27 protein-coding genes and 1 pseudogene are annotated in these 26,051 nt (G+C 71.4%); 12 read left to right on the top strand and 16 right to left on the bottom strand.

Annotation, left to right across the window (positions count from 1 at the left end; all coding sequences use genetic code 11):
• Positions 1 to 14: 14 nt before the first annotated feature.
• The gene (locus IPG65_RS08540) at positions 15 to 977 is read left to right on the top strand and encodes a Bug family tripartite tricarboxylate transporter substrate binding protein (protein WP_293188799.1); all 963 of its coding nucleotides are present in this window, start codon (positions 15 to 17) and stop codon (positions 975 to 977) included.
• 237 nt (positions 978 to 1,214) lie between these two features.
• Here IPG65_RS08540 and IPG65_RS08535 read toward each other — a convergent pair whose 3' ends face one another.
• The 6 genes from IPG65_RS08535 to IPG65_RS08510 form a co-directional block, all read right to left on the bottom strand.
• Entirely contained in the window at positions 1,215 to 1,892 is a 678-nt protein-coding gene (locus IPG65_RS08535) for a histidine phosphatase family protein (protein WP_293188798.1), read from the bottom strand.
• Between the two features lie 139 nt (positions 1,893 to 2,031).
• Positions 2,032 to 2,751: a VOC family protein gene (locus IPG65_RS08530; RefSeq protein WP_293188797.1), complete on the bottom strand. Its 720-nt coding sequence runs from the start codon at positions 2,749 to 2,751 to the stop codon at positions 2,032 to 2,034.
• The gene (locus IPG65_RS08525; protein WP_293188796.1) at positions 2,748 to 3,659 is read right to left on the bottom strand and encodes a PhzF family phenazine biosynthesis protein; all 912 of its coding nucleotides are present in this window, start codon (positions 3,657 to 3,659) and stop codon (positions 2,748 to 2,750) included. The genes IPG65_RS08530 and IPG65_RS08525 overlap by 4 nt, the downstream gene beginning before the upstream one ends.
• Positions 3,660 to 3,679: 20 nt before the next feature.
• A complete protein-coding gene (locus tag IPG65_RS08520) occupies positions 3,680 to 4,387 on the bottom strand; it encodes a glutathione S-transferase family protein (protein ID WP_293188795.1) in 708 nt (235 codons plus the stop codon).
• A complete protein-coding gene (locus tag IPG65_RS08515; RefSeq protein ID WP_293188794.1) occupies positions 4,384 to 5,610 on the bottom strand; it encodes a PLP-dependent aminotransferase family protein in 1,227 nt (408 codons plus the stop codon). The genes IPG65_RS08520 and IPG65_RS08515 overlap by 4 nt, the downstream gene beginning before the upstream one ends.
• 43 nt (positions 5,611 to 5,653) lie before the next feature.
• Positions 5,654 to 6,223 (bottom strand): LysE family translocator, encoded by a 570-nt coding sequence (locus IPG65_RS08510; RefSeq protein ID WP_293188793.1) that lies wholly within the window; start codon positions 6,221 to 6,223, stop codon positions 5,654 to 5,656.
• A gap of 107 nt (positions 6,224 to 6,330) precedes the next feature.
• On the opposite strand from IPG65_RS08510, the gene IPG65_RS08505 reads away from it, so the two are divergent.
• On the top strand, positions 6,331 to 7,785 hold the full coding sequence (locus IPG65_RS08505; RefSeq protein WP_293188792.1) for a PLP-dependent aminotransferase family protein: 1,455 nt from the start codon (positions 6,331 to 6,333) through the stop codon (positions 7,783 to 7,785).
• A 95-nt stretch (positions 7,786 to 7,880) separates the two neighbouring features.
• Positions 7,881 to 8,204, top strand: coding sequence for a DUF1840 domain-containing protein (locus IPG65_RS08500; RefSeq protein WP_293188791.1), 324 nt, complete (start codon positions 7,881 to 7,883; stop codon positions 8,202 to 8,204).
• A 225-nt stretch (positions 8,205 to 8,429) separates the two neighbouring features.
• Here IPG65_RS08500 and IPG65_RS08495 read toward each other — a convergent pair whose 3' ends face one another.
• A complete protein-coding gene (locus tag IPG65_RS08495) occupies positions 8,430 to 9,413 on the bottom strand; it encodes a tripartite tricarboxylate transporter substrate-binding protein (RefSeq protein ID WP_293188790.1) in 984 nt (327 codons plus the stop codon).
• 249 nt (positions 9,414 to 9,662) lie between these two features.
• On the opposite strand from IPG65_RS08495, the gene IPG65_RS08490 reads away from it, so the two are divergent.
• The 5 genes from IPG65_RS08490 to IPG65_RS08470 all read left to right on the top strand — a co-directional run bounded on the left by IPG65_RS08490 (position 9,663) and on the right by IPG65_RS08470 (position 17,267).
• Positions 9,663 to 10,499, top strand: a complete 837-nt coding sequence (locus IPG65_RS08490; protein ID WP_293188789.1) for a pseudouridine synthase — start codon at positions 9,663 to 9,665, stop codon at positions 10,497 to 10,499.
• An 83-nt stretch (positions 10,500 to 10,582) separates the two neighbouring features.
• Positions 10,583 to 12,520, top strand: a complete 1,938-nt coding sequence (htpG, locus tag IPG65_RS08485; RefSeq protein ID WP_293188788.1) for a molecular chaperone HtpG — start codon at positions 10,583 to 10,585, stop codon at positions 12,518 to 12,520.
• Positions 12,521 to 12,728: 208 nt separating this feature from the next.
• Positions 12,729 to 15,038 carry a molybdopterin guanine dinucleotide-containing S/N-oxide reductase gene (locus IPG65_RS08480; protein WP_293188787.1) on the top strand — a complete coding sequence of 770 codons (2,310 nt, stop codon included), beginning with the start codon at positions 12,729 to 12,731 and terminating at the stop codon, positions 15,036 to 15,038.
• A gap of 199 nt (positions 15,039 to 15,237) precedes the next feature.
• On the top strand, positions 15,238 to 15,546 hold the full coding sequence (locus IPG65_RS08475) for a DUF485 domain-containing protein (protein WP_293188786.1): 309 nt from the start codon (positions 15,238 to 15,240) through the stop codon (positions 15,544 to 15,546).
• Positions 15,543 to 17,267 (top strand): cation acetate symporter, encoded by a 1,725-nt coding sequence (locus tag IPG65_RS08470; protein WP_293188785.1) that lies wholly within the window; start codon positions 15,543 to 15,545, stop codon positions 17,265 to 17,267. The genes IPG65_RS08475 and IPG65_RS08470 overlap by 4 nt, the downstream gene beginning before the upstream one ends.
• Positions 17,268 to 17,319: 52 nt before the next feature.
• On the opposite strand, the gene IPG65_RS19330 is transcribed toward IPG65_RS08470, so the two are convergent.
• The 3 genes and pseudogenes from IPG65_RS19330 to IPG65_RS08460 form a co-directional block, all read right to left on the bottom strand.
• Entirely contained in the window at positions 17,320 to 17,730 is a 411-nt protein-coding gene (locus IPG65_RS19330; protein WP_366932135.1) for a hypothetical protein, read from the bottom strand.
• A 64-nt stretch (positions 17,731 to 17,794) separates the two neighbouring features.
• Positions 17,795 to 18,052: pseudogene (locus tag IPG65_RS19325) on the bottom strand (MBL fold metallo-hydrolase); the annotation flags it as partial.
• Positions 18,053 to 18,472: 420 nt separating this feature from the next.
• The gene (locus tag IPG65_RS08460; RefSeq protein ID WP_293188784.1) at positions 18,473 to 18,844 is read right to left on the bottom strand and encodes a hypothetical protein; all 372 of its coding nucleotides are present in this window, start codon (positions 18,842 to 18,844) and stop codon (positions 18,473 to 18,475) included.
• 233 nt (positions 18,845 to 19,077) lie between these two features.
• On the opposite strand from IPG65_RS08460, the gene IPG65_RS08455 reads away from it, so the two are divergent.
• The 4 genes from IPG65_RS08455 to IPG65_RS08440 all read left to right on the top strand — a co-directional run bounded on the left by IPG65_RS08455 (position 19,078) and on the right by IPG65_RS08440 (position 21,449).
• Positions 19,078 to 20,013 carry a LysR family transcriptional regulator gene (locus tag IPG65_RS08455; protein ID WP_293188783.1) on the top strand — a complete coding sequence of 312 codons (936 nt, stop codon included), beginning with the start codon at positions 19,078 to 19,080 and terminating at the stop codon, positions 20,011 to 20,013.
• Positions 20,014 to 20,140: 127 nt separating this feature from the next.
• Positions 20,141 to 20,713 carry a hypothetical protein gene (locus IPG65_RS08450; RefSeq protein WP_293188782.1) on the top strand — a complete coding sequence of 191 codons (573 nt, stop codon included), beginning with the start codon at positions 20,141 to 20,143 and terminating at the stop codon, positions 20,711 to 20,713.
• On the top strand, positions 20,679 to 21,002 hold the full coding sequence (locus IPG65_RS08445; protein ID WP_293188781.1) for a hypothetical protein: 324 nt from the start codon (positions 20,679 to 20,681) through the stop codon (positions 21,000 to 21,002). Before IPG65_RS08450 ends, IPG65_RS08445 begins: the two co-directional genes overlap by 35 nt.
• Before the next feature lie 18 nt (positions 21,003 to 21,020).
• Positions 21,021 to 21,449 carry a hypothetical protein gene (locus IPG65_RS08440; protein ID WP_293188780.1) on the top strand — a complete coding sequence of 143 codons (429 nt, stop codon included), beginning with the start codon at positions 21,021 to 21,023 and terminating at the stop codon, positions 21,447 to 21,449.
• Between the two features lie 45 nt (positions 21,450 to 21,494).
• Here IPG65_RS08440 and IPG65_RS08435 read toward each other — a convergent pair whose 3' ends face one another.
• From IPG65_RS08435 to rhtB, 6 genes are read right to left on the bottom strand one after another with little or no spacing between them, the layout of a single operon-like run.
• Positions 21,495 to 22,124, bottom strand: a complete 630-nt coding sequence (locus IPG65_RS08435) for a 3'-5' exonuclease (protein ID WP_293188779.1) — start codon at positions 22,122 to 22,124, stop codon at positions 21,495 to 21,497.
• 13 nt (positions 22,125 to 22,137) lie between these two features.
• Positions 22,138 to 23,955 (bottom strand): DUF294 nucleotidyltransferase-like domain-containing protein, encoded by a 1,818-nt coding sequence (locus IPG65_RS08430; RefSeq protein WP_293188778.1) that lies wholly within the window; start codon positions 23,953 to 23,955, stop codon positions 22,138 to 22,140.
• A gap of 54 nt (positions 23,956 to 24,009) precedes the next feature.
• Positions 24,010 to 24,642 carry a 2-hydroxychromene-2-carboxylate isomerase gene (locus IPG65_RS08425; RefSeq protein ID WP_293190002.1) on the bottom strand — a complete coding sequence of 211 codons (633 nt, stop codon included), beginning with the start codon at positions 24,640 to 24,642 and terminating at the stop codon, positions 24,010 to 24,012.
• On the bottom strand, positions 24,642 to 24,869 hold the full coding sequence (locus tag IPG65_RS08420; protein ID WP_293188777.1) for a DUF1289 domain-containing protein: 228 nt from the start codon (positions 24,867 to 24,869) through the stop codon (positions 24,642 to 24,644). The genes IPG65_RS08425 and IPG65_RS08420 overlap by 1 nt, the downstream gene beginning before the upstream one ends.
• Before the next feature lie 13 nt (positions 24,870 to 24,882).
• A complete protein-coding gene (locus tag IPG65_RS08415) occupies positions 24,883 to 25,386 on the bottom strand; it encodes a YbaK/EbsC family protein (RefSeq protein WP_293188776.1) in 504 nt (167 codons plus the stop codon).
• Between the two features lie 18 nt (positions 25,387 to 25,404).
• Entirely contained in the window at positions 25,405 to 26,049 is a 645-nt protein-coding gene (gene rhtB, locus IPG65_RS08410) for a homoserine/homoserine lactone efflux protein (protein ID WP_293188775.1), read from the bottom strand.
• Positions 26,050 to 26,051: the final 2 nt, after the last annotated feature.

Raw genomic sequence — 26,051 nt, 5'->3', positions numbered from 1 at the left:
AACCAGGACCGCCCATGCTCAGCCGCCGCCGCTTCTCCGCCGCCCTGTTGTCCACCGCCGCGCTGGGCAGCGCCCGGGCGCAGTCCGAGGCGCCAATCCACCTGCTGGTGGGCTTTCCGGCCGGCGGCGGATCGGACGTAATCGCGCGGCTGCTGGCCGAGAAGCTGCAGTCCGCGCTGGGCCGCCCGGTGCTGGTGGACAACCGCCCCGGCGCGGGCGGGCAGATCGCGGCGCAGCAGCTCAAGGCCGCGCGCGCCGACGGCGCCACGCTGTTCCTGTCGCATGACCACACCATCTCGATCCTGCCGCAGGTGGTCAAGAAGCCCGGCTACGACCCGCGCGTCGACTTCGAGCCGGTGGGCGGCTTCGCCACCTTCGTCAACGGGCTGGCGATGGCGCGCGGCACGCCGGCACGCACGGTGGCCGAGTTCGTGGACTGGGTGCGCTCGCGCGGTGGCCACGGCGCGGTGGGCATCCCGGCGCCGGCCTCGACGCCTGAGTTCCTGGTGCGGCTCATCGGCCAGAAGTACGGCCTGGGCCTGACGCCCGTGCCCTACAAGGGCAGCGCGCCGATGATCGCCGACATGCTGGGCGGCCAGATCCCGGCCGGCGTGGGCTCGGTACCGGACTTCATCGAGTTCCAGCGCGCCGGCAAGCTGCGCATGATCGCCGTGCTGGGCGGCCGGCGCCAGGCCGCGCTGCCGGACGTGCCCACGTTCAGCGAGCTGGGCTTCAAGGGCTTGGAGGACACGCCCTTCTACGGCATCTGGGCGCCGAAGGGCACGCCGGCGGACTTCATCAACCGCTTCACGCGCGCGCTGGACAAGGTGGTCGCCCTGCCCGAGGTCGAGCGCCCGTTGACCGAGCTGGGCCTGTCGGTGGGCTACATGAGCCCGCGCCAACTGGACGCGCGCGAGCGCGCCTACACCGAGGTCTGGTCACGCATCATCCGGGACAGCGGCTTCCAGCCGCAATGACGTGCCCCCACGCTCCCCTGCTCCGCGTGGTCCGCTGCTCCCCGAGGGGGCTCCCGCCAGCAGCCCGGCGAAGCCGGGCCGCGACGGGGACTGGCCTGGCCTGCTCCGCGGCCTTTGGGCTCTCTGGACTTTGCGCGTGTCGGGCGCGTACCAGCGCCGTCGATCACCGGATTTCAGTAGAAATCGGGCGCTATCCCGCATGGATACTTCGCCTATAGCTATATTTTATATAGCAAATCAAGCGTAGGTGATCCAGTCCCGGTACGGCTCGGCGTCCAGGTGCGGCAGGGTGTTGTAGCTCACCAGCGCGTGACGCTTGGGGTTGAATGCCAGCTCGGTGACGGCGGAGTTGCGGTAGCGCAGGTTGAGCTCGATGGTGGTGTCGGGCGAGGTGCCCAGCAACTGGCCCACGGCGGTGGAGATCGGTCCGCCGCTGGACACCAGCAGCACGTCGCCCGAATGCTGGGTGCGCACGTGGTCGAGCGCGCTGGTCACGCCGTGCACGAAGTCGCGGTAGCTGGGCATGCCCTGCGGCTCGGTTTCGCCGCGCATCCACGCCGACAGGCCGTCGCGCAGGATGCGGAAGTGCTGGCGGTACAGCTCGGGCGTGTCGGCCTTGGGCAGCGGCTCGGGGTGGATGGCGTGGATGACGGCGTGGCTGTCGTATTCGTTCAGCCCCGGCCAAGCCAGGCGCGGCCCATTGAGCCCGGCGCCTTCGGCGATGCCTTCCCAGGTCTGGATCTGGCGCCGAAGGGTGCCGGTGAGCACGGCGTCGAAGCGCAGCTTGTCGCCGAAGCGCTCGCGCAGGTACTGGCCCAGGCGCAGGCTCTGGCGCCGGCCCAGGTCGCTGAGCTGGTCGTAGTCGTCGGCCCCGAAGCTGGCCTGGCCGTGCCGCACGATGTAGAGGGTTCCCATGGGCCGCGATTGTGACGGCGCCCGCCCGCCCTCGGCGACGCCGGCCGTCGTGCGCGTGACACGCGGCGCGCGGACGCCCGGGACGCGGGACTCGAAAAAAACGCCTTGAGCCTCTGTACCGCCGCGCTGAACGCGGCGTTCACACGCTCGTCAGAAGAACCAGGCCGCTGGGCGTGTCGAAGCGCAGTTGCGAGGCGGCGCGGGCGCCAGTGTGCGCGGCCACCCGGCCGAGCCCCACGGCGGCGCAGGCGGCCAGCAACTGGGCCGCGCGCGGGTGGATGATCAGGCCTGCGCGCAGCGTCACGCCGCTGGCGGGCAGGTCGTCGGTGGGGTGCTGACCGCCCCATTCGATCAGGGTGGGCAGCAGGCCGTGGAACAGGCGCTGGCCGTCCGGGCGCACGCTGATCTTCCAGCGCAGCGCGCCTTGCGCGGTGGCGCGGCTGGCGGCCAGCACGTCGCCGCGGTCGATGCCCTGGGTGGCCAGGGCGGTGACGGCGGCGTCGATGTCGGGCACGCGCGCCACCCAGTGGATGAGCTGCGGGCCGCGCCGGCGCACCCGCTGCCGCAGCGCGGGGTCGTCCATGTCGAACCAGCGGGCGCGCGGGCGGCCCTGGGGGCCGGGGGCGGGCTCGGCCTCGGGGTCGGTGGCGATGATCTCCAGGTAGCGGCGCGGAAACGCTGGCGAGCCCAGATGGAGCAGCAGATTGTGCGTGCCGAACAGCGCGTGCCGCCCGCCTTCGACGGGCGAGGCTCCCAGCGTGGCCCGGCACCAGGCGGCGCCTTCGGCCAGCGTGTCGGCCATGACCACCAGGTGGTCGAGCGTGGGCGCTGCCGGGTCGGAGGCCTCGGCGCCGGTCACAGGGACACGTCTCCCCGGATGCACGGGACGCACTGGCCGCCCACCCACACCTGGCCGCCGGCATCGCGCGCCACGTGCACGCGCCCGGCGCGGCCCAGCGCCGTGCCCTGGGCGGCGACGTAGGCGGCGGGCAGCTCGCCGGCGTCGATGAGCCATTCGGCCAGGCTGGCGTTGAGGCTGCCGGTGACCGGGTCCTCGGGCACGCCGATGGGCGCGGCGAAGGCGCGCACCTCGATCAGCGGCGCCTCGCCCTGCGCCGCGCCAGCACCGAAGGCGCGCGCCTCGCGGTTCGAGCGAGATATCAAATGCATAGCGCCCTGCGCAGCATGGACGCCGACTACACCCACTTTTTGCCTCAAATCGGCCAGCCGAGCGTGGTCCGGGGACAGGGCCAGCACGGTGTCGGCGCTGTCGAGCAGCAGGGTCAGCCACTGCGGGCCGTTGTCGAGCAGTTGGGCGCGCCGCACCTGCGCCGCCGTCACGCCCAGCGCTTGCGCGACCTGGGCCAGCAGCGCGGGCGAGGGGTCGCTGCGCCGGCTGGGCGGCGCGGCGAAGGCCAGCCGTTCGCCCTCGCGCCGGATCGCCACCAGCCCTTGCGCGCATTCCTGCACGATGCGCGCGCCGTCCCGCGGCTGGCCGCCGGCCGCCAGCCAGGCGTGGCAGGTGCCCAGCGTGGGGTGGCCGGCGAAGGGCAGTTCGCCGCCGGGCGTGAAGATGCGCAGGCGGTAGTCGGCGCGCGCGTCGCGCGGCGGCAGCACGAAGGTGGTCTCGGACAGGTTGGTCCAGCGCGCGAAGCGCTGCAGGGCCGCGTCGTCCAGGCCCTGGGCGTCCAGCACCACGGCCACGGGGTTGCCGAAGCCGCACGCGGCGCTGAAGACGTCGATCTGGGCGAAGGGGCGGGAGGTCACGGTCATTCCGGGTGCAAGTTTCAGGCCAGCGGCAGGTCGAGCACGCCGCGCGTGGCCGGTCGCGCCAGGATGGCGTCGAGCCAGCGCTGGACGTGCGGCGCCTGGGGCGCGGGCTGGGGCAGGCGCCACCAGCGATGGATGTCGCAGGCGACGGGGATGTCGGCCATCGAGAAATCCTCGCCGCCCATCCATTCGCGCCCGGCCAGGTGGGCGTCGAGGATGGCGATGAGCGGTGCCATGGCGCTGCGCGAGGCCTCGATCACGTCCGGCCGCCGCTGCGCGAACGGCGTGCGGATCCACTGGACGAAGGCCGGGCTGCCGGCGCGGTTGAGCGTGGTCTGCTGCCAGTCCATCCAGCGCTCGGCGTCGAAGCGGCGGCGCAGGTCCCGTGGGTACAGCGCGTCGGGCGAAGCCGGCCGCCGCGCCGGGCCGCCCCAAGCAAGGCCAGCCCCCTCGGGGGGCAGCGAACCACGCGCAGCGGGGAGCGTGGGGGCGCCATATTTCGCGCACAAATAGCGCACGATGGCGTTGGATTCCCACAGCTCGAAGCCGTCGTCCTCCAGCAGCGGCACCAGGCGGTTGGGGTTGCGGGCGCCGTAGCCGGGCGTGTCGACGATGCCGTACTGGCGGCCGGCGTCGATGCGCTCGAACGGCACGCCGACCTCCTGCAGGGCCCACACCGCCTTGCGCACGTTGATCGAGCTGATGCGCCCCCACAGCCGGATCATGCGCCGCCCTCCCGCGCGGCACGCACCACGCGGCCGAGGGCCGCCATGCCGGCGTCGATCTGCCCGGGCGTGGAGGTGACGAACGACAGGCGCAGCGCGCGCGGGTCGGCATCGGCCGCGTAGAAGGGCGCGCCCGGCACGAAGGCCATGCCACCCTCGACGGCGGCGGGCAGCAGCGCCTGCGCGCTCAGCCCCTCGGGCAGGCGCACCCACACGAACATGCCGCCCTCGGGGCGCGTCCATTCCGCATCCAGCGGGCCCAGCTCGCGCGCCAGCGCGGCCAGCATGGCGTCGCGCTGCGCCTTGTAGCGCGCCCGGATGGTGGGCACGTGGCGGTCGAGGAAGTCGCCCTGGATGACCTCGGCCACCATGCGCTGGTTGAAGCCGGGCGTGTGCAGGTCGGCCGCCTGCTTGGCCTGCAGCAGCTTGGGGTAGAGCGCGGGCGGCGCGATGACGTAGCCCAGGCGCAGGCCAGGCGCCAGGATCTTGGAAAACGAGCCCAGGTAGATCACGCCCTCGGACCAGCGCGCCAGCAGCGGCGCGGGCGGCGGCTGGTCGAACCACAGCTCGCCGTAGGGGTTGTCCTCGACGATGGGCAGGCCCTGCCGCCGGCACACCGCCAGCACCGCCTCGCGCCGGGCGTCGGACATGGTGCGGCCGGTGGGGTTCTGGAAGTTGGGCAGCAGGTACATGAAGCGCGGCGCCCGCGGCAGGGCGGCGAGCTGGGCGGCCAGCGCCTCGGGCTGCACGCCCTCGCCGTCGCTGGCCACGCTCTCCACGCGCGGCTGCATGGGGGCGAAAGCCTGCAGCGCGCCCAGGTAGGTGGGCGTCTCCACCAGCACCGGCGCGCCCTCGTCGATCAGCACCTTGGCCACCAGGTCCAGCCCCTGCTGGCTGCCGGTGGTGATCAGCACCTGCTCGGGCGACACGCGCGCGCCCTGCCGGCCCATCTGCGCGGCAACCCAGGCGCGCAGCTCGGGCAGGCCTTCGCTGGCGGCGTACTGCAGCGAGGGACGGGCCGCGGCGCCGCCCAGCACGGCGTCGCAGGCGGCGCGCATGGCGTCCACCGGGAAGGTCTCGGGCGCCGGCAGGCCGCCCGCGAAGTTGAGGATGCCGGGCCGCTCGGTGACCTTGAGGATCTCGCGGATGGCCGAAGGGTTCATGGCCTCGGCGCGGGCGGCCAGTTGCCAGGGAGAGGGGGTCTGCAGGTCGTTCGGGTTCATAAGAGGTCTGCTCGTTCGGGACGTACGGGGTTGTATCTCGGGATCATGGCGCGGCTGGCGGAGGCAGGCCCGTGGGGGACGACAGCGCCGTCCACGCCATCCACGCGGCCGTGGCCGCCAGCGCCGCCGCCATCGCGCGGTTGAACCACAGCAGGCGCCGGCCCCGCGCCAGCCAGCGCCGCAGCAGCGCGCCGATCAGCGCGTAGGTGAAGTTGCTGGCGAAGCCGAAGAACAGCATCACCGGCAGCACCTGCAGCAGGCGCGCCAGCCAATCCGGCCGGCCGGCCACCCAGCCGGCCGCCACCGTGAGGGCCAGCATCCAGGCCTTGACGTTGAGCAACTGCAGCGCCATGCCTTCGACGAAGGCCGGCGCCAGACGCCCCGCCAGCCACAGCATGTAGCCCACGCCGGCGGCCAGCACGCCCCAGCGCAGCGGCGGCAGCGCCAGCACCAGCATCAGCCCCCAGCCGGCCGGCACCGCGCACACGAAGCGCAGGGCGCCGCGCAACCCCCGGTTGGCGGCGATGGCCGTGGACAGCGTGGTGTTGGGCCCGGGCGTGAAGCTGGCGGCCGTGGCCAGCACCAGCAGAGCACCGAATTCAGCGGAGGACATGCCCGCCAATGTAGCCAATCCGCCAGTACACAGCCAATACAGTTGACAAGCGCAGATCACGGACTGTATGGTTCACCGCGTCCACACAGTCGGCGTCCGTCCAGTCCATGCTGCTGCGCACCACTTCCCAGTCGCTCACCGACCAGCTCGCGGCCCGGTTCACGGCCCGTATCCGCGACCACCTGCTGGCGCCGGGCACGCGCCTGCCCAGCGTGCGCCAGTGCGCGGCGCAGCAGGGCGTGAGCCCGTCCACCGTGGTCGCCGCCTACGACCAGTTGCTGGCCCAGGGCCTGGTCGAGGCGCGGCCCCACCGCGGCTTCTACGTGCGCGACTGGGTGGCGCGGCGCGCCCCCGCGGCCGGCGGCGAGGCACCCGCCGCCTCTGTCCCGGCCGCCTCGCCCGCCGCCGGCCAGCCACGCCGGCCGGACCGCCCCCTGAGCGCGGCCACGCTGATGCGCGGCATGTTCCACGGCGACGACCGGCCCCAGCCCGGCATGGGCGTGCTGCCGCCCCAGTGGCTGGAGAACGACTTCATGGTGAGCGCGCTGCGCCGCGCCACCAGCACCCTGCGCGGCGCCGCCGCCCGCTATGGCGAGCCGCAGGGCGACGCCCAGTTGCGCCAGGTGCTGGCCGACCGCCTGGCGGACCAGGGCATCCCGGCCGGCCCGTCGCAGATCATCACCACCGTGGGTGCCACGCAGGCGCTGGACGTGATCAGCCGCACCCTGCTCAAGCCCGGCGACACGGTGATGGTGGAGGAGCCCGGCTGGGCGGTCGAATTCGCCCGCCTGGCGGCCCTGGGCATGCGCATGCTGCCGGTGCCGCGCCACGCCGACGGCCCCGACCTGGAGGTGATGGCGCGCTACTGCCAGGCGCACGCCGGCACGCGCGAGGCGCCGCGCCTGTTCGTCAGCGTGAGCGTGCTGCACAACCCCACGGGGCACTGCCTGTCGCCCGCCAGCGCGCACCGCGTGCTGCAACTGGCGCAGCAGCACGATTTCTTCATCGCCGAGGACGACACCTACCACCACCTCGCGCCCGCGCATGCCATCCGCCTGGCGCAACTGGACGGCCTGCGGCGCACACTCTACGTCAGCGGCTTCGCCAAAATCCTGGCGCCGGCTTGGCGGGTGGGCTTCCTCGCCGCGCCGCCGGGCTGGGTGGAGCCCCTGCTGGACACCAAGCTGCTGGCCACGCTGACCACCCCGCTGCTGCTGGAGCGCGCCCTGGCCCTGTGCATCGAGCAGGGCCAGCTGCGACGCCACGCCGAGCGGGTGCGCACGCGCCTGGACGCCGCCCGCGGCCGCAGCGTCCGGCTGGCGCAGGCGGCCGGGTGCCGCTTCGTCACCGAGCCGGCGGGCCTGTTCGGGTGGGTGGACACGGGTGTGGACACCGACCAGCTGGCCGTGCGCCTGCTGGACGACGGCTACCTGCTGGCCCCCGGCGCCTTGTTCCACGCCGAGCGGCAGCCCAGCACGCTGATGCGGATCAACTTCGCCAGCGCCCAGGACGCGGCGTTCTGGGACCGGTTTCGGCAGGCGCGCCGGTCCATGGGCGGGTGATCCGGGCGCCGGGACCCGATGGCGCCCCGACAGCGGCGGCGGCACAATGGGGCAGACGCTCGCCGAGTTCGGCCGTCACGACCAGGAGATCAGCCATGCTCTACAAATTCAAATCCCCCGTCGCCGCGGACGTCATCATGCTGCAGCCCAACGCGGAGGAGCTGCTGGCCATCATCGGCAAGGCGCCCGGGGCCACGGGCATCATCACCGTCGAGCAGGCGAGCGCCGCCATCGCGGCGCTCAAGGCGGAGATCGGGCGGCGCGAAGCGCCGGGCGCCGCGCCCGCCGACGGCGGCGAGGACCGGGCCAGCGACGCGGCCCAGGAGGAGTCGGTGTCCCTGCGCCGCCGCGCCGCGCCCTTCGTCGACATGCTGGAGTGCAGCAGCGCGGCGGGCAAGAACGTGGTCTGGGGGGTTTGAGTCCCCTCGGGCGCCCCGCGCCCGCTCCGCCCGCCGGAGCCGATCCGCATCGATTGCTCCTGAAAATGTAGCTTCAGGTTCAATATCCACGCGGGCTAAAGGCCATTTTTACTCAATATTCCGATTCCACGGCCGCGGCACCCATGCGCGGCCCGGCGACAAAAACAAACCGCGCCGGAGCAGTGGGGTCCGGCGCGGCCTGCGTTCATGCCGCGGGCGGCGGCGTCAGTCGGCGTACTGGCCGGCGGCCTTGATGACGGGCGCCCACTTGGCGATCTCGTCGGCGACGAACTTCTTGTGCTCGGCCGGGTTGACGCGCCCGTCGCTGGTCACGATGGCACCCAGGCCCTCTTCCTTCTTGATGAAGTCGGGGTCCTTCAGCGCAGCCTTGAGGGCGTCGTTCAGCGTCTTGACCACGGCGGCCGGCGTGCCCTTGGGCGCGTACAGGCCGTGCCAGATCGACACGTTGAAGCCCTTCAGGCCCGCCTCGTCCAGCGTCGGCAGGTCCTTGTACACGGCCGGGGTGGCCAGGCGCTTGAGCGTGCTGACGGCGTAGGCCTTGATCTTCTTGCCCTCGACCTGGCTGGTGGTGTTGGTGGTCTGGTCGCACATCAGGTCCACCTGGCCGCCGATCAGGTCGGTCATGGCCGGGGCGGTGCCCTTGTAGGGCACGGTGGTCATCTCGGTCTTGAGGGCGTTCTGCAGCATCAGGCCGCACAGGTGCGAGGCCGAGCCCAGGCCGGCGTGGGCCAGGTTGATCCGGCCCTTGTTCTCCCCGATCCAGCCTTGCAGCTCCTTGAAGTTGCTGGCCGCCATCGCGGGCTTGGCGACGACCACCATGGGCACTTCGTTGATCAGGCCCAGATGCTCGAAGTCCTCGACCTTGTACGACAGGTTGCGGTAGAGCGTCGGGGTGGTGGCCATGCCGATGTGGGTGACCAGCAGCGTGTGGCCGTCGGCCGGCGCGCGAAAGGCCTTGGTGGTGCCGATGGTGCTGCCAGCGCCGCCGGCGTTCTCGACCACGACGGTGGCGCCCAAGGGCTTGCGCAGCGCCTCGGCCAGGTCGCGCGCGACCTTGTCGGTCGGGCCGCCGGCGGCGAAGGGCACGATCAGCGTGATGGGCTTGCTGCCCGGAAACGCCTGCGCCTGGGCGCCGGCGGCGATGAGGGCCGCGCCGGCGACGACGGCGATCTTGAGCAATGGGGACATGGTCAGCTCCTGTGGTCAGGTCAAAGGTGGAGCATGGTAGCCGTGCGCCGCGTTCGGGGCCATCAGGGCGTGTACCGAGAAGACCTCCCATCCGCACGGGGTTTGACGGCGGTCAACCATCGTGCGGCCGCGAACGCCGCGCGGCAGGCTGTTCCGGTCCGCAAGCCATTTTCGAGCCAAATCGGCCATCAGCCTGTGCCCGCATTGCGCCATAAGCTATTTATTCAATAGCATTCGATAATCACGCCGATGACCGCCCCAGCCCCCGACCCGTCCCGTTTCCGCCGCTCGCCCCGCCCGGCCGCCGACGCGCCGCCGTCCGCGCCCGGCGACGGCGTGGTGCGCCTGAACAAGCGCCTGGCCGACCTGGGGCTGTGCTCGCGCCGCGAGGCCGACGAGTGGATCGAGCGCGGCTGGGTGCGGGTGAACGGCCAGGTCGCGGTGATGGGCCTGAAGGTGGGGCCGCGGGACCACGTCGGCGTGGACCGCCGCGCCGACGAGTCGCAGGCGCAGCGCGTGACCATCCTGCTGCACAAGCCGGTGGGCTACGTCAGCGGCCAGGCAGAGGACGGGCACCAGCCGGCGGTGACGCTGATCGACGCCCGCAGCCACTGGCGCGGCGACGCGGCGCGCACGCGCTTTTCGCCGGCGCAGCTGCGGGGCCTGGCGCCGGCCGGCCGGCTGGACATCGACTCGGTGGGCCTGCTGGTGCTGACGCAGGACGGCCGCGTGGCGCGCCAGCTCATCGGCGAGGACTCGGACATCGACAAGGAATACTTGGTGCGCGTGCAGTACGGCGACGTCGCCGCCGGCGTGCAGGCCGCGCTGCCGCCGGCGCAACTGCAGCGCCTGCGCCACGGCCTGAGCCTGGACGGCCAACCCCTGAAACCCGCGCAGGTCGAATGGCAGAACCCGGAGCAGTTGCGCTTCGTGCTGCGCGAGGGCAAGAAGCGCCAGATCCGCCGCATGTGCGAGCAGGTCGGCCTGAAGGTCACCGGCCTCAAGCGCATCCGCATCGGCCGCGTGCTGCTGGGGCAGTTGCCCGTGGGGCAGTGGCGCTACCTGGGTCCGCACGAACAGTTCTGACCACCCCGTTGAATGGCCGCCGTCCACCCTTATCTGGCATGGCGGGGGCACCGCCCCGCATCCACCACCGACCCGATCCCGACATGAGCAAACACACCCATTCCTTCCAGGCCGAGGTCGCGCAACTGCTGCACCTGGTCACGCATTCGCTCTACTCCAACAAGGAAATCTTCCTGCGCGAGCTGATCTCCAACGCCTCCGACGCCTGCGACAAGCTGCGCTTCGAGGCGCTGGCCAACGGCGCGCTGTACGGCGACCAGCCCGAGCTGCGCGTGCGCCTGGCCTTCGACAAGGACGCGCGCACGCTGACGGTGGCCGACACCGGCATCGGCATGAGCGAGGCCGAGGCGGTGGAGCACCTGGGCACCATCGCCAAGAGCGGCACCAAGGAATTCATGAGCCGCCTGTCGGGCGACCAGAAGCAGGACGCGCAACTGATCGGCCAGTTCGGCGTGGGCTTCTACTCCGGCTTCATCGTGGCCGACCGCATCACCGTCGAGTCGCGCCGCGCCGGCCTGCCGCCCGAGCAGGGCGTGCGCTGGAGCAGCGGCGGCGCCGGCGACTTCGAGGTCGAGGCCATCACCCGCGCCGAGCGCGGCACCAGCGTGACGCTGCACCTGCGCGAGGACGCGCTGGCGTTCGCCGACGGCTGGCGCCTGCGCGAGCTGGTGGGCAAGTATTCGGACCACATCGGCCTGCCGATCCAGATGGAAGCCGAGAAGTGGGAGGAAGGCCAGGACGACGGCCAGCCCGGCCGCATGGTGAAGACCGGCGAGTGGGAAACCATCAACCAGGCCAGCGCGCTGTGGACGCGCGCCAAGAAGGACATCACCGACGAGCAGTACCGGTCCTTCTACGAGCAGATCGCCCACGACTGGCAGCCCCCGCTGGCCTGGAGCCACAACCGCGTGGAAGGCGCGACCGAGTACACGCAACTGCTCTACGTCCCCAGCCACGCGCCGCAGGACATCTGGGACCGCGACCGCAAGGCCGGCGTCAAGCTGTACGTGCGGCGCGTGTTCATCATGGACGACGCCGAGCAACTCCTGCCGCGCTACCTGCGCTTCGTCAAGGGCGTGGTCGATTCGAGCGATCTGCCGCTCAACGTCAGCCGCGAGCTGCTGCAGGAAAGCCGCGACGTGCGCGCCATCCGCGAGGGCAACACGCGGCGCGTGCTGGGCCTGCTGGAAGATCTGGCCAAGGCCGAGCCGGCCGCGCCCACCGCCCCGGCCGAAGGCGGGGAAGCCCCGGCCGAGCCCCCGCAGGACAAGTACGCCACCTTCTGGCGCGAGTTCGGCGCCGTGCTGAAGGAAGGCCTGGGCGAGGACTTCGCCAACCGCGAGCGCATCGCCCGGCTGCTGCGCTACGCCTCCACCGCCAGCGACGCCGCCGGCGTCTCGCTGGCCGACTACAAGGCGCGCATGAAGGATGGTCAGAAGGCCATCTACTACATCACCGCCGACACGCTGGCCGCCGCCCGGCACAGCCCGCAGCTTGAAGTGTTCAAGAAGAAGGGCATCGAGGTGCTGCTGATGGCCGACCGCGTGGACGAATGGGCGCTGTCGCACCTGCAGGATTTCGATGGCACGGCGCTGCAGAGCGTGGCCAAGGGCGCGGTGGACCTGGGCGATCTGCAGGACGAGGCCGAGAAGAAAGCGGCCGAGGACGCGGCCGAGGCGGTCAAACCCTTGCTCGATCAGCTGAAAGCCGCGCTGAAGGACCAGGTCGAGGACGTGCGCGTCACCACCCGCCTGGTCGATTCGCCCGCCTGCCTGGTGGCCGCGGACGCGGGCATGAGCCTGCAGCTGGCGCGCATGCTCAAGCAGGCCGGCCAGAAGCTGCCGGCCACACTGCCCGTGCTGGAGATCAACCCCGGGCACGCGCTGGTGAAGAAGCTGGACGGCCACCCGCGCTTCGACGACCTGGCCCACGTGCTGTTCGACCAGGCGCTGCTGGCCGAGGGCGGGCTGCCGGACGACCCGGCCGCGTATGTGCGGCGGGTCAACGCGCTGCTGGCCTGAAGGCGGACAGGCCGCCGCTCGGGCGAGCGGTTTTCAAGTCTTATTGGCCTGCAGCCTTTATGGGATAAGCGCCAATAGCTATTTATTAGATAGCAATCTGACTGCCGCGCCGCCCATGGCCGCGTCGCGGCGACCGGTTCCAGACGGTCCCGAAGGGGCATGCAGGCCGCGCGGTCCGGCGCGTCGCCGGCGTTCCTAGAATGCCCCGATGACCGCCTTCCCCGCCTTCCTGCCCCACAGTTCGCACTGGGGCGCCTTTTCCGCCCAATTGCAGGGCGACACGCTGGCCGTGCGCCCGCACCCGGGCGACCCGGACCCCAACCCGATCCTGGACAACTTCACCACCGGCCTGCGCCACCGCGCGCGCGTGACCGTGCCGATGGTGCGGCGCGGCTGGCTGGAGCGCGGCCCCGGCCCCGACGCGGCACGCGGGCAGGACGCGTTCGTCGCCCTGCCCTGGCCCGAGATGCTGGACCGCCTGGCGGCCGAGCTGCGGCGCGTGGCCGATGCGCACGGCGCGGGCGCCATCTTCGGCGGCTCCTACGGCTGGTCCAGCGCCGGGCGCTTCCACCACGCGCAGAGCCAGGTGCACCGCTTCCTGAACACCGCGCTGGGCGGCTACGTGCGCTCGGTCAACAGCTACAGCGCCGGCGCCTCGGCCGTCATCCTGCCGCACGTGCTGGGCACCATGGAAGAGGTGGCGCGCCGCAACGTGACGTGGGAGCAGATCGTCGAGCACAGCGAGGTGGTGCTGGCCTTCGGCGGCATGGCGCTGAAGAACTCGCGCGTGGCCTCCGGTGGCATCAGCCGGCACACCGAGCGCGGCGCCATGCGCGACGCGGCGCGCCGGGGCTGCCGCTTCGTCTCGATCAGCCCGCTGCGCAGCGACCTGCCCGACGAGGCCCGCTTCGACTGGCTGCCGGTCACGCCGGCCAGCGACACCGCGCTCATGCTGGCGCTGGTGCACACGCTGGTCGGCGAGGGGCTGCACGACCGCGATTTCATCGCCCGCCATTGCGATGGCTGGCCGGTGTTCGAGGACTACCTGATGGGCCGTGCCGACGGCCTGCCCAAGTCGGCCGCCTGGGCCGCGCCGATCTGCGGCGTGCCCGAGGCCGGCATCCAGGCGCTGGCGCGCTCGCTGCACGGCAAGCGCGTGCTGGTGGTGGTGGCCCATTCGCTGCAACGCGCCCGGCACGGCGAGCAGCCGGTGTGGATGGGCGCGGTGCTGGCGGCGGCGCTGGGCCAGATCGGCCTGCCCGGCGGCGGCTACAACTACGCGCTGGGCACGCTGGCCCACTACGGCAAGCGCAACAACGCCGTGCCGGCCGCCGCGCTGCCGCAGGGCAGCAACGGCGTGAAGGACTTCATCCCGGTCGCGCGCATCGCCGACATGCTGCTCCAGCCCGGCCAGCCGTTCGACTACGACGGCCAGCGCCACGCCTACCCGCGCATCCGCCTGGCGTACTGGGCCGGCGGCAACCCTTTCCACCACCACCAGGACCTGGCGCGGCTGGCCGAGGGCTTTCGCACGCTGGACACCTTCGTCGTCCACGAGACCGCCTGGACCGCCACCGCCCGCCACGCCGACATCGTGCTGCCCTGCACCATGACGCTGGAGCGCGAGGACATCGGCGTCGCCCCCACCGACCCGCTGATGGTGGCCATGCACCGCATCGCCGAGCCGGTGGGCCTGGCGCGCGACGACTACGACATCTTCGCCGACCTGGCCGGGCGGCTGGGCCGGCGCGAGGCCTTCACCGAGGGCCGCGACACGCGCCAGTGGCTGGCCCACCTGTACGAGCGCACCCGGCAGGCGCTGGCCGGCCAGGGGCTGCAAGCGCCCGGCTTCGACGAGTTCTGGACGCGCGGCGAGCTGGCGCTGCCGCAAGCGCCGGACGACGGCGGCCTGCTGCGCGCCTTCCGTGCCGACCCCGAGGGCCAGCCCCTGCCCACGCCCAGCGGCAAGGTGCAGATCAGCTCGCCCGCCGTGGCCGCCTTCGGCTACGCCGACTGTCCCGGCCACCCGGCCTGGCTGCCGATGGACGAGCCGCCCGACGCCGACCATCCCTTGTGGCTGATCGCCAACCAGCCGGCCACGCGCCTGCACAGCCAGCTCGACTTCGGCGCGCACAGCCAGGCCAGCAAGCGCCAGGGCCGCGAGGTCTGCACCCTGCACCCCGACGCCGCCGCCGCGCGCGGCATCGGCGAGGGCGACGTGGTGCGCCTGTTCAACACGCGCGGCGCGTGCCTGGCGGCCGCCCACCTGTCGCCCGACATGCTGCCCAACGTGGTGCAACTGCCCACCGGCGCGTGGTACGACCCGGCCACCGACGAACGGGGCCGCCCGCTGTGCGCGCACGGCAACCCGAACGTGCTGACGCGCGACGTCGGCACCTCGTCGCTGGCGCAGGGCTGCTCGGGCCAGTTGGACGCGGTGCAGGTCGAGAAGTACACCGGCGCGCTGCCGCCCATCCGCGCCTTCGATCCGCCGGTGCCCGCAGCGCGCGGCGCGTAGCCGGCGCGGGAGGGAGCGCCCGCGACGCGCCAAGCCCCGAGAAGTCTTCTGCCGCGCCGCGCCGCGGCGTGCGTGGCGCCAGCGGCCGTCCATCGCCCGCGGTCCGTAAGCACTTGGTCAGTCCGCCCGCCCAGAATCCGATCCGCCACCTCCCCCGGACGCGGGGGCCCCGATCCGATCCACCCAAGGAGACAAGACCATGAGCGACCCCGCGGTCGAGCGCATCCAGCGCCATCCCAAGTACCAGGAACTGCGCCGCAAGCGCAACAGCCTCGGCTGGACCCTGACCATCCTGATGCTGGTCGTGTACTACGGCTACATCGCCCTCATCGCCTTCGACAAGGAGTTCCTCGCCAAACCCCTGGGCGCGGGCGTGACCACCATCGGCATCCCCATCGGCATGGCGGTGATCGTGTTCTCGGTCATCGTCACCGGCCTGTACGTGCGCCGCGCCAACGGCGAATTCGATGCGCTGACGCGCGACATCCTGAAGGACGCCACGAAATGAGCCGCGCCCGCACCCCCCTCCTGGCCCTGGCCGCGCTCGCGGCGGCGGGCAGCGCCTGGGCCGCCGGCGGCGACGTCGGCGAGGCCGCCAAGCAGTCCACCAACTGGATCGCGATCAGCATGTTCACCGCCTTCGTGGTCGCCACGCTGGGCATCACCAAGTGGGCCGCCGGCCGCACCAAGTCGGCGTCCGACTTCTACACCGCCGGCGGCGGCATCAGCGGCTTCCAGAACGGGCTGGCCATCGCCGGCGACTACATGTCGGCGGCCTCGTTCCTGGGCATCTCGGCCTCGGTCATGGCCAGCGGCTACGACGGGTTGATCTACTCCATCGGCTTTCTGGTCGGCTGGCCGATCCTCACCTTCCTGCTGGCCGAGCGGCTGCGCAACCTGGGCAAGTTCACCTTCGCCGACGTGGCGGGCTACCGCTTCGCGCAGGCCCCGTTCCGCGCCTTCGCGGCCTCGGGCACGCTGGTGGTGGTGGCGTTCTACCTGATCGCGCAGATGGTCGGCGCGGGCCAGCTCATCAAGCTGCTGTTCGGGCTGGACTACTGGATCGCGGTCGTGCTGGTGGGCGCGCTGATGATGATCTACGTGCTGTTCGGCGGCATGACGGCCACCACCTGGGTGCAGATCATCAAGGCCTGCCTGCTGCTGGCCGGCGTGACCTTCATGGGCTTCGTGGTGATGAGCCAGTACGGCTTCAGCCCCGAGCGGTTGTTCGCCGAGGGCGTGCGCGTGCGCACCGAGATCGCCAGCCACAACCCCGCCATCGCCGACCCGGCCAAGGCCGGCCTGGCGATCATGGGCCCGGGCGGCTTCATCAAGGATCCGATCTCGGCCATCAGCTTCGGCATGGCGCTGATGTTCGGCACGCTCGGCCTGCCGCACATCCTGATGCGCTTCTTTACCGTGCCCGACGCCAAGGAGGCACGCAAGTCGGTGTTCTGGGCCACCACCTGGATCGGCTACTTCTACATCCTGATCTTCATCATCGGCTTCGGCGCCATCACCCTGGTGCTGACCAATCCCGAGTTCGCCGACACCGCCACCGGCGTCATCCACGGCGGCGCGGGCACGGCCAACATGGCGGCGGTGCTGGTGGCCAAGGCGGTGGGCGGCAACGTGTTCTACGGCTTCATCTCGGCGGTGGCCTTCGCCACCATCCTGGCGGTGGTGGCGGGCCTGACGCTGTCGGGCGCCTCGGCCGTGTCGCACGACCTGTACGCCACCGTGTTCAAGCACGGCAACGCCGACAGCGCGTCGGAGCTGAAGGTCTCGCGCATCACCACGCTGGCGCTGGGCGTCGTGGCGGTGCTGCTGGGCATCGCCTTCGAGCGGCAGAACATCGCGTTCATGGTGTCGCTGGCCTTCGCGGTCGCCGCGTCGGCCAACTTCCCGGTGCTGCTGCTGTCGGTGCTGTGGAAGGACTGCACCACCAAGGGCGCGGTGATCGGCGGCTTCCTGGGCCTGATCTCGTCCGTGGGCCTGACCATCGTCTCGCCCTCGGTGTGGGAAGCGACGCTGGGCTACCCGAAGGGCTCGGCCTGGTTCCCGTACACGTCGCCAGCACTGTTCTCGATGGCCATCGGCTTCGGCGGCGTGTGGCTGTTCTCCATCCTCGACCGCAGCGGCCAGGCCGCCAAGGAACGCGCCGCCTTCCCCGCGCAGCAGGTGCGCTCGGAGACGGGGCTGGGCGCGTCCAAGGCGTCGGGGCACTGACCAAGGCAGCGCCGTTCGACACAGCCGGGCCATTGGCCCGGCTTTTTTCTGCTCAAGCCGCCACGTAGCCGTCGCCGCCCACCGCCCGCACGGCGCCCCGCGCCTGGAGCTGCACCAGGTGCAGGCCGATGCTGCGGCGCTCCGCGCTGTCCACGTAGGGCAACTCGACCCCCACCGGGTACAGCAGGCGCCGCGCCACCAGTTGATCCAGCGTGTGCGGGCGCTCGCGCAACCAGCCCAGCAGCCGGTCGCCGCGCTCGTCGATCTTGTGCCTGAACTGCTCCAGCGCCTGCAGGAACGCCGCCCGCTCGGTGATCACGCCGCGGTGGTGCGAGGTCACCCACACCTTCGCATCGATGTCCTTCACCCGCTCCAGGCTGCGCTCGAACTGGGCCAGGTCGGAAGTGGCGTCGCCGTAGTAGGGGCCGAAGCCGGTGAGGTCGATGTCGCCGATGAAAGCCACGCCCTTCGCTTTCGACCACCAGTGCGCAATGGCCGGCGGTGTGGCCCGGCAGGTGGTGCGCCCGCACGCGCACGCCGCCGCCCAAATCCCACGCCGCGCCGTCCGCGTAGCCGGTGGCGTCCGGCCGGGGCTGGTAGCCGAAGTCACGCTCGATCATCTCGCGCACCCGCGCCAGCACGGGCGGCGGGTAGCCGTAGTGGCGCGCCAGCCCCGCCCACGATTGGGCGGCGGCCAGGTCGGCCTCGTGCACCTGCACCTGCGCGCGCGCCAAGCGTCCCAACGCCACCATGTGGTCCTCGTGCACGTGGCCAAGGATGACCATGTCCACGTCGTCCAGCTCGGCCCCGATGCGTTCGGCCACCAGGGGCGTGTCGAACGCCACCCGCGTGTCGGCGCCCTGCACGACGACCTGGTTGCCGTCGGGGTACTTGCCGGATTTGTCGCCGAGGTGGATGCGAACGGGGCCGAAGGTCAAGGGGTCCATGGGGCTGCCTGCCTGGAGGAAGGCGCCCATTCTCGCAGCGAGGAAGGCATGCTTCGCCGAACCTTTGCGCATTCAGTTTGCTATGCAAAATATAGCTTATGGTGCAATATACATGCTGGCTGGATGCCAATTTCATTCAGAATGGTGCGTTCACGGCACGCCGAAGGGAGCCGTGGAAAGGCAGATCGCTCCAGCAAAAAAGGCCGGCGAGTGCCGGCCTTCGGGGCGCCGCGCCCGACGCGCGGGCGCGAGGGGCGTTCAGTTGACCGCGCCGGCGCCGCCTTGCCCAGCCTCGGCATGCATCTCGTTGGGCAACGACACGCGGGTGCGGGCCACGGCATCGCTCTCGCCCGCCGAGGGTGGGTTGGCGACCGCTTCGGCACGCACCTCGGCGCGCGTCAGGGCCGAGGCGACCACCGGCCAATCGCTCGCCAGCGGATGCACGCCGACGGCGGGCGGGTTGGCGATGGCCTGGGCGCGCACCTCGGCGCGGGTCAGCGTGGAGCCTTGCGCCTGGAACGCGTCGCCCAGGGGCCCCTCGCCCGCCACGGCGGGGAATGCGCTGGCGAAGGCGCTGCCGGCCAGGACGGTGCTCAGAAGGGCGGCGATGGCGATGTTGCGGGTTTTCATGATGACTTTCCTTTGCTCTTGGAGGGTTCCGCCGGGCAGTCCTGCTTGTGATGACTGCCGTGGCGGCATTCAGAGTCCGTGTCAGCTCTTGGCGCGGGCTCGCCGCGGTGCCGATCAATGCGTTGGGCTTGAGGGCCGTGTCGCGCTGTCAGTGCCGTGAGTGGTACTCTGCGCCTGTGGGGTGGTATAAAAAACCCCTTCTGAAGAACAGCACCATTTCCATATAGGAAACAATGGACTCGCTCGACCTGATCCAGACCTTTCGCGAGGTGGCACGCCGGGGCAGCTTCTCGGCCGCCGCGCGGGCGCTCGACATGTCGCCAGCCAACGCAAGCAAGTACGTGGCGGCGCTGGAGGCGCGCTTCGGCGTGCGCCTGTTCAACCGCACCACGCGCAAGGTGTCGCTCACCGATGCCGGCCAACTGCTCTACGAGCGCAGCGGCCCGCTGCTGGAGTTGGTGCAGATGACCGCGGGTGACCTGCGCGAGCGCGCCACCCGCCCCAGCGGGCGGCTGGTGCTGGCCGCCCCGCACGGGCTGGTGCAGGTCGGGCTGGCCGAGATGCTGGCGCGCTTCCTGGCGCGCTACCCCGACGTGTCGCTGAGCCTGCAGCTGAGCGACCGCATGGTCGATCTGGCCGAGGACGGCGTGGACCTGGCGCTGCGCGCGGGGCCGATCGGCAACCAGAACCTGATCGTGCGGCGGCTGATGCCGCTGGAGCGGGTGGTGGTGGCCTCGCCCGGCTACTGGGCCGCGCGCGGCAAGCCGCGGCATCCCGGCGAGCTGCTCACCGGGCATGAGCTGCTGAGCGTGGCGGCCGCCGGCGTGGCGCCGCGCTGGATCTTCGTGGAGCGCGGCAAGACGATCGAGCTGCACCCGCAGGTGCGCGTGGACGCCACGTCCTACGCGCCGCTGGCCACGCTGGCCCTGCACGGGGTGGGCGCGACCTACACCGCGCGCCGCATCGTGCTGGAGCACCTGCGCGGCGGCGCGCTGGAGAGCGTGCTGGACGAGTTCATGCCGAACGCCGACTGGGTCTACGCGGCCTACGCGCACCGCCGCCACAACAGCGCGGCGCTGACGGCGCTGCTGGCCTTCCTGGAGGCCGAGATGGCAAGCCCGCCCGACCTGGCGGCGACCGCCCCGCCCGCTGGCGGCGGACGTTCCTGAAGGCAGGGTCATCCATGCGGCGGGCCTCCTGCCCCTGGAGGATGTGCCGTCGCAAAGGGGTGGGTAACGTGATCTCCGCAGCCATCGTGCTGCGTTTTCCACCCCCATTGCCATCAAGGAGATCATCATGGCCACACTCAGCAGCCCCAGCCTTTCCGTCGTTTCCCAAGGCGGTGACGTCGTCAAGGTCACCACCAAGGTCAACGTCACCTTCAACCAGTTCGAGAAATTCATGATCGGCCAGGGCCTGTCGGTCACCGTCGCCTGCCGGATGTGGGGCGAGGACAGCGGGATCAACGGCGGCGACGACAACCTGTTCTCGATGGGCACCAAGCCCGTCTCCAGCACGGGCACCGTGCAGTTCACCCGCAACGTCGCCAAGAGCTGGCTGGACGAGGACTGGGAGGGCAAGGACGAGATCTATGCCCGCTTCAACCTGGCCAGCGCGTCCCCGGCATCATCCCGTCGGTCACGACCCGCAGCGCGACCAAGGTGGGCAGCTACTGATCCGGCCTGGGCCGTCCTGGCCGGCGCCGCGCAGGCGATCCAGCCAGGGCATCCAGCTCATCCAACGCCCCGTTCATCCCTCTCTTTGAGGATGCGCCCGCACCCCGGGGCGCGTAACGTGGGTTTCGCGGCAATGGCGCCGCGCCCAGGAGACAAACATGGCTACCAAACGTTCGGAAGTGGTGACCTTTGAAGGCCTGTCGGCCTCGCTCGACAAGGCTTTCGCGGTCGCGGGCAAGCGGCACGGCGCCGAGTTCGAGGCGGGCACGCTGGCGCTCAACTGGGAGATCTTCGGCAGGCGGATCAAGAGTCTCGACCAACCCGGCGCATCGCGCCTGGAGGTGGCCAACACCGTGATCTCGTCCATGAAGCTCAAAGGCGTGCAGCCGGCCGTCATCGGCTTCGACAAGTGGATCCTGGTGGGTTTCTGGGACCCGCGAATCCGGGACATCGAGGGCATCCGCACCGGCCCACAGCGTTGACCGACGGCGAGGCATCCCATGAACGCCGCCGCCTACGATTGCCCCAGCGCCCAGCCGGACATGACGGACGCGCGCCCCATCGGCCTGCTGTCCGGCTCGCCCACCGAGGTGCGCATCGCCTTCTTCAAGAAAGAGGCGCTGCAAGCCTTCGATTGGCGCGCGCACGTCAGCGACGCCGACGCCACTCAGGTCCTGCGGTTCGGGGCGAGGTGCGAGGAGAAGCGGTGCGGCCACTTCGACGGACATTCCTGCCAGCTTGGCAAGCGGGTGCGCGACGATCTCGACCCGGTGGTGGACCACCTGCCGCCCTGCCTGCTGCGCCCGTCGTGCCGCTGGCATGCCGAGCGCGGGCCCAGCGTGTGCCTGCGCTGCCCGCAGGTCGCGACCATGGTGCCCCCGGCCAGCGCGCTGGCGGCGATCGCCGTGACGCCGGCCGAGGCGGCATGACGCTGGGCCGCGGGTCAAATCCCGCCGCGCGATGCGGCGCCGGCCCTACCCCATCGACTTCAGCTTGACGAACGCCAGCGCCGCCATCATGGCGTCGTTCAGCGCGTCGTGGGCGTCACGGGTGGGCAGGCCGAGCGTCTGCATGATGGTGGCGAAGCGCAGGTCGATCTCGACGTTGCCCTGCTGGTGCGAGGGCGGCAATTGCCTGAAGCGGTGGTCGTAGTACAGCGCCGACACCTCGATCTTCGGTTGCGGCAGGCCGATGCCGATCAGCGGCCTGACGGCGCGGTTGAGCATGGCGACGTCGAACTCCAGGTAGTAGCCAACCAGCGGGCGCGGGCCGATGAAATGCAGCAGGCGGCGCATGGCCTCCGGCGCGCTCAATCCACCCTCGACGTCCTGCTCGCGCAGGCGGTGCACGCGGATGCTCTCGGCCGACACGGCCTTGTCGGGGCGGATCAGCAACTCCAGCCGCTGGCTGCTGAGGATGCGCTGGCCGTGGATGCGCACGGCGCCGACGGAGATGATCTCGTCGGTGCGGGTGTTGAGGCCCGTGGTCTCGCAGTCCAGCGCCACCCATTCATCGGGCGGCGGCGGATCGAACAGGAAGGCCCACTCGGGGTCGCTCAACTGGCGCCGCTGCCAGCCTCGGAGAAGGGATTCGATCAGGCCCATGACCGTCCCGCGCTCACAGCGCGCCCAGCTTGAAGCGGTGGCGCAACTGCGCCTTGAAGCGCTTGACCACGCCCAGCGCGTCCTTCAGCAGGTCGCGGTCCAGGGTGGTCAGGCCCGGCACATCCACGGCGCCGGACACGGGCTCGCCGCGCTCCATCTCGGCCAGCCCGGCCTTGAGCTTGAGGGCCATGAAAAAGTGCAGCGCGCCGGTCAGCTCCTGCCCGGTGTCGCGGCTCAAGGGGCCGGCGCGCACCAGGGCGGCGATTCGGGCTTCGGTGCCGGTCTCCGTCAGCCGGTGCGCCAGCGCCAGGCTGCGCACGCCGTGCACGAGCGGGAAAATGCCCTCCTTCTTCAGGTTCATGCGGTCGGCGCCATCGCCCAGCAGGCGGTTCCACCAGCCGGTGGTGTTGCCGAAGGCGTCGATGGCGGCGGCGAAGCGCGCCAGCATGGCGTCGCTGTCGATGGTCAGCTCCAGCAGGCCGGCGCGCACGGCGTCGAGCAGGCCGGCGTCGCCGGCGACGGCGTGCGCGTCCATGAAGATGGCCAGGTTCATCAGGCTGTCGGCCTCGGGCACCAGGAGCCAGCGGCGCGCGGTCTGCGTGAATTCGGTCGCGCTCATGCACCACGCGGGGTTGCTGAGCATGATGCCGCCGGGGCACGGGGGGTAGCCGAAGCGCGCCAGCGCGTCGGAGAAGCGCGCGGTGATGGCGGCCAGGTCGGGCGGCGGCGCGAAGCCGTCGCGCAGGATGAGGGCGTTGTCCTGGTCGGTCTTCAGCAACTGCTCGCCGCGCCCCTCGCTGCCCATGACGATCAGGCAGCTGTGGGCCACCAGCTGCGGCGGGGCGACGAGCTGCCACGCGCGCTCGAACAGGCGCGCGTTCAGATCCTGCACCATCTTGGCGATCAGGCCGACATGGGTGCCGCTGCGGAACTGGCGGCCGATCATGCCGTTGATCTGCGCGGCGGCCTGACTGAGCTCGTCGATGCTGCCGGCGGCGCCGATCTGCAGCGTGATCAGCAGCGAGTGGTTGGACAGGAAGCTGAACACGTCCAGCGATTCGAGGACGCCGAGGATGCGCTCGCCGTCCCGCACCACCACACGGTGGATGCCGTGGCGCAGCATCAGCGCCAGCGCGTCGCCCACCTGGTCGTCGGGGCGCACGGCGACGAGCTGGTAGTTGGCCAGCTCGCCCACGGGCAACTGGTCCAGCGGAGTGCCTCGCAGCACGGCGCGCTGCAGCGCGCTGGTGGTGAACATGCCCAGGCGCGGGGGCGTGGCGGCGGCGTCGCGCACCAGCACGTTGCCGCTCTTGTGCTCTTGGAACAGCCGCACGACGGAAACCACGTCCATCGCGGCATCCACGATCAGCGCCGGGCGCAGATAGGCTTCGTCCACGCGCGAGAGGTTGAGCGACTGCAGTTCGTTGCTGGACTGGCGGTCGGCCATGGCGCGGAGCTTGGCGCTGAGGTCGGAGAACAGCAGCGCGCTGAAGGTGGCGTTGGCGGCGATCAGGTCGCCCACGGCCTGGTGCGCCAGCTCGTAGCTCACCACCTCCTCGGCGGCGACGAAGCGGCTGCTGGACTTGCCGGCCACCAGCCCGCGCCCGTCGAAGCAATCGTCCGGCCCATAGCTGGCCACCGCCTCGTCGCCGTCGAACTGCGTGACGCGGCCCTTGATGAGCACGAACAGGTGCGTGGGCTTCGACCCCACGTCCAGGATGACGTCGCCGGCGCGGAAGTAGGCCACGTCCACGCGGTCGCGCACCAGGCGTTGCTGCGCCTGCGTGAGGCAGTCGAAAGGCGAGGCGGCGAAGTTGAAGGCGTTGGGCATGGTCTCCTCCACCCGTATCGGCGCGCCCTGCGCCGCGTCTGGGTCAGACGGTATTCAACGCCGCACGCCTTGCGCCACGCTTGCAGGCGCGGCCCAGGCGGCGTCCAGCGCGGGGTCGCCCTCCAGGTGGGCGCGCAGCATGGGCAGGCTGTCGACGCCCCAGAACAGACGCCCGTCCACCCCGAAGGTGGGCACGCCGAACACGCCGGCGGCGAGGGCGGCGTCGGTGGCGGCTCTCAGGTCCTGCTTGACCTCGTCGCCGGCCGGATCGCGCTCGGACGCCAGCACGGCGGTCAGCGCGGCCAGGCGCCGCGGATCGTCGGCCGCCTCGCCCGAGCACCACACGTGGCGAAAGATCGTCTCGCACACGTAGCGGCTGGGCGCGCCCTGGCGCGCGCAGGCCCAGGCCAGGCGCAGCAGGGCCAGCGGGTTGAAGGGATGCGCGGCCGGCATGCGCAGCTCGGCGCCCTGCCGGTGCGCCAGCCACAGCACGTGGCGGTAGGTCCAGTCGCGCTTGGGCGCGATCTCGGCCGGCCCCAGCTGGCCGTGGTGCCTGAGCAAGGCCGCCAGCAGGATGGGCCGGTAGCTGGCCTCGTAGCCCAGCCCCTCCAGCGCGCGCGGCAGTTGCTCGAACGCCAGCCAAGCGTAGGGCGAGATGAAGTCGAGGTGGACGTCGATGCGCTTCATCATGATGCGGCGAGGCTGGCGCGGCGCTGGCCCAGGCGCGCCAGCACGGCGCGCTGGCCGGCGATGTTCAGGGAGGCCCACTGGGCGATTTCCTCCACCGTCCGCAGGCACCCCTCGCACCAGCCGGTGGCCGGGTGGATGCGGCACACCTTGACGCAGGGCGACGGCACGGCGTCGGAAAGGGACTGGCCGACGATCTTGATGGGGATGATGCGGTAGGCGGTCATTTCAGGATTCTCCTCAAGCGGCCGGCGGCTGCACGACGTCGGCCACGGGCGCCTGGGTGAGCTTCTCCAGGTCGGCCGGCGCCAGCCTGAACACGCCGTGCGGGTGCCCGGCGGCGGCCCAGATCTCGTCGAAGCGGTACAGCTCGCGGTCGATCAGCGTGACCGGCGGCTGCGCGTGCGCCACGGGCGACACGCCGCCGATGGTGAAGCCGGTGCGCGCCTTGACGAACCCGGCGTCGGCGCGGCCGATCTTGCCGACCAGCGCCGCCACCTTCTTCTCGTCCACGCGCCGGTCGCCGCTGGTGATGACCAGCACGGCCGCGTCGTCGTCCTTGCGGCGGAAGATGATGCTCTTGGCGATCTGCCCCACGCCGATGCCCAGCGCATCCGCCGCCTGCTGCGCGGTGCGCGCGGCGTCGTCCAGCATCCGCGGCGCGTGGGGATGGCCGGCGACCTGCAGCGCGCGCGCCACGCGCTGCACGCCGTCAGGCAGGGAGGAGAGTTCGGTTCCGCACATTTCAGTGGAGTCCTCGTGTCAAGCCTTGGCCGCGCGCCCCACCATCAGCAGGCTGGCGCCCATGCCCATCAGCACGCCGCCGAACACGCGGTTCCGCGCCCGCCGCGCCCGCGCCGAGCGCAGCCAGCGGCGCAGGCGCGCGGCCAGCCAGGCGTAGCCGTGCATCACCACCGTGTCGACGGCCAGCGTGGTCGCCAGCAGGATGAGCAGTTGCGGCGCCAGTGGGCGCTGCGGGTCGATGAACTGCGGCAGCACCGCCACCATGAAGACGATGCCCTTGGGGTTGGTGGCGTTGGTCAGCGCGCCGCGCAGCACGCGCTGGCCGACCGACAGGCCGGCGGCGGCCACGCCCTCGCCGGCGGCATCGACGTCGGCGGTGAGCGGCGCGCGCCACTGCTTGACGCCCAGCCACGCCAGGTAGGCCGCGCCCAGCAGCTTGACCACGGTGAAGGCCGTGGCCGACGCCACCAGGATCGCGCCCACGCCCACGCCGGCCACCAGCAGGATGAAGGCCAGCCCGAGCTGCAGCCCGGCGATGGTGGCGCTGGTCTGGCGCACGCCGTAGGCCAGCCCGTGGCTCATGGACAGCACCGCGCCCGAGCCGGGCGACAGCGCGATCAGCCACGCGGCGACGAAGTAGGCCAGCCAGACGTGCCCGTCCATGC

Origin of the sequence: Ottowia sp. (assembly GCF_016703145.1) — a bacterium.
Lineage (GTDB): Bacteria > Pseudomonadota > Gammaproteobacteria > Burkholderiales > Burkholderiaceae_C > Ottowia.
This window is presented reverse-complemented; position numbering and strand designations above follow the sequence as displayed.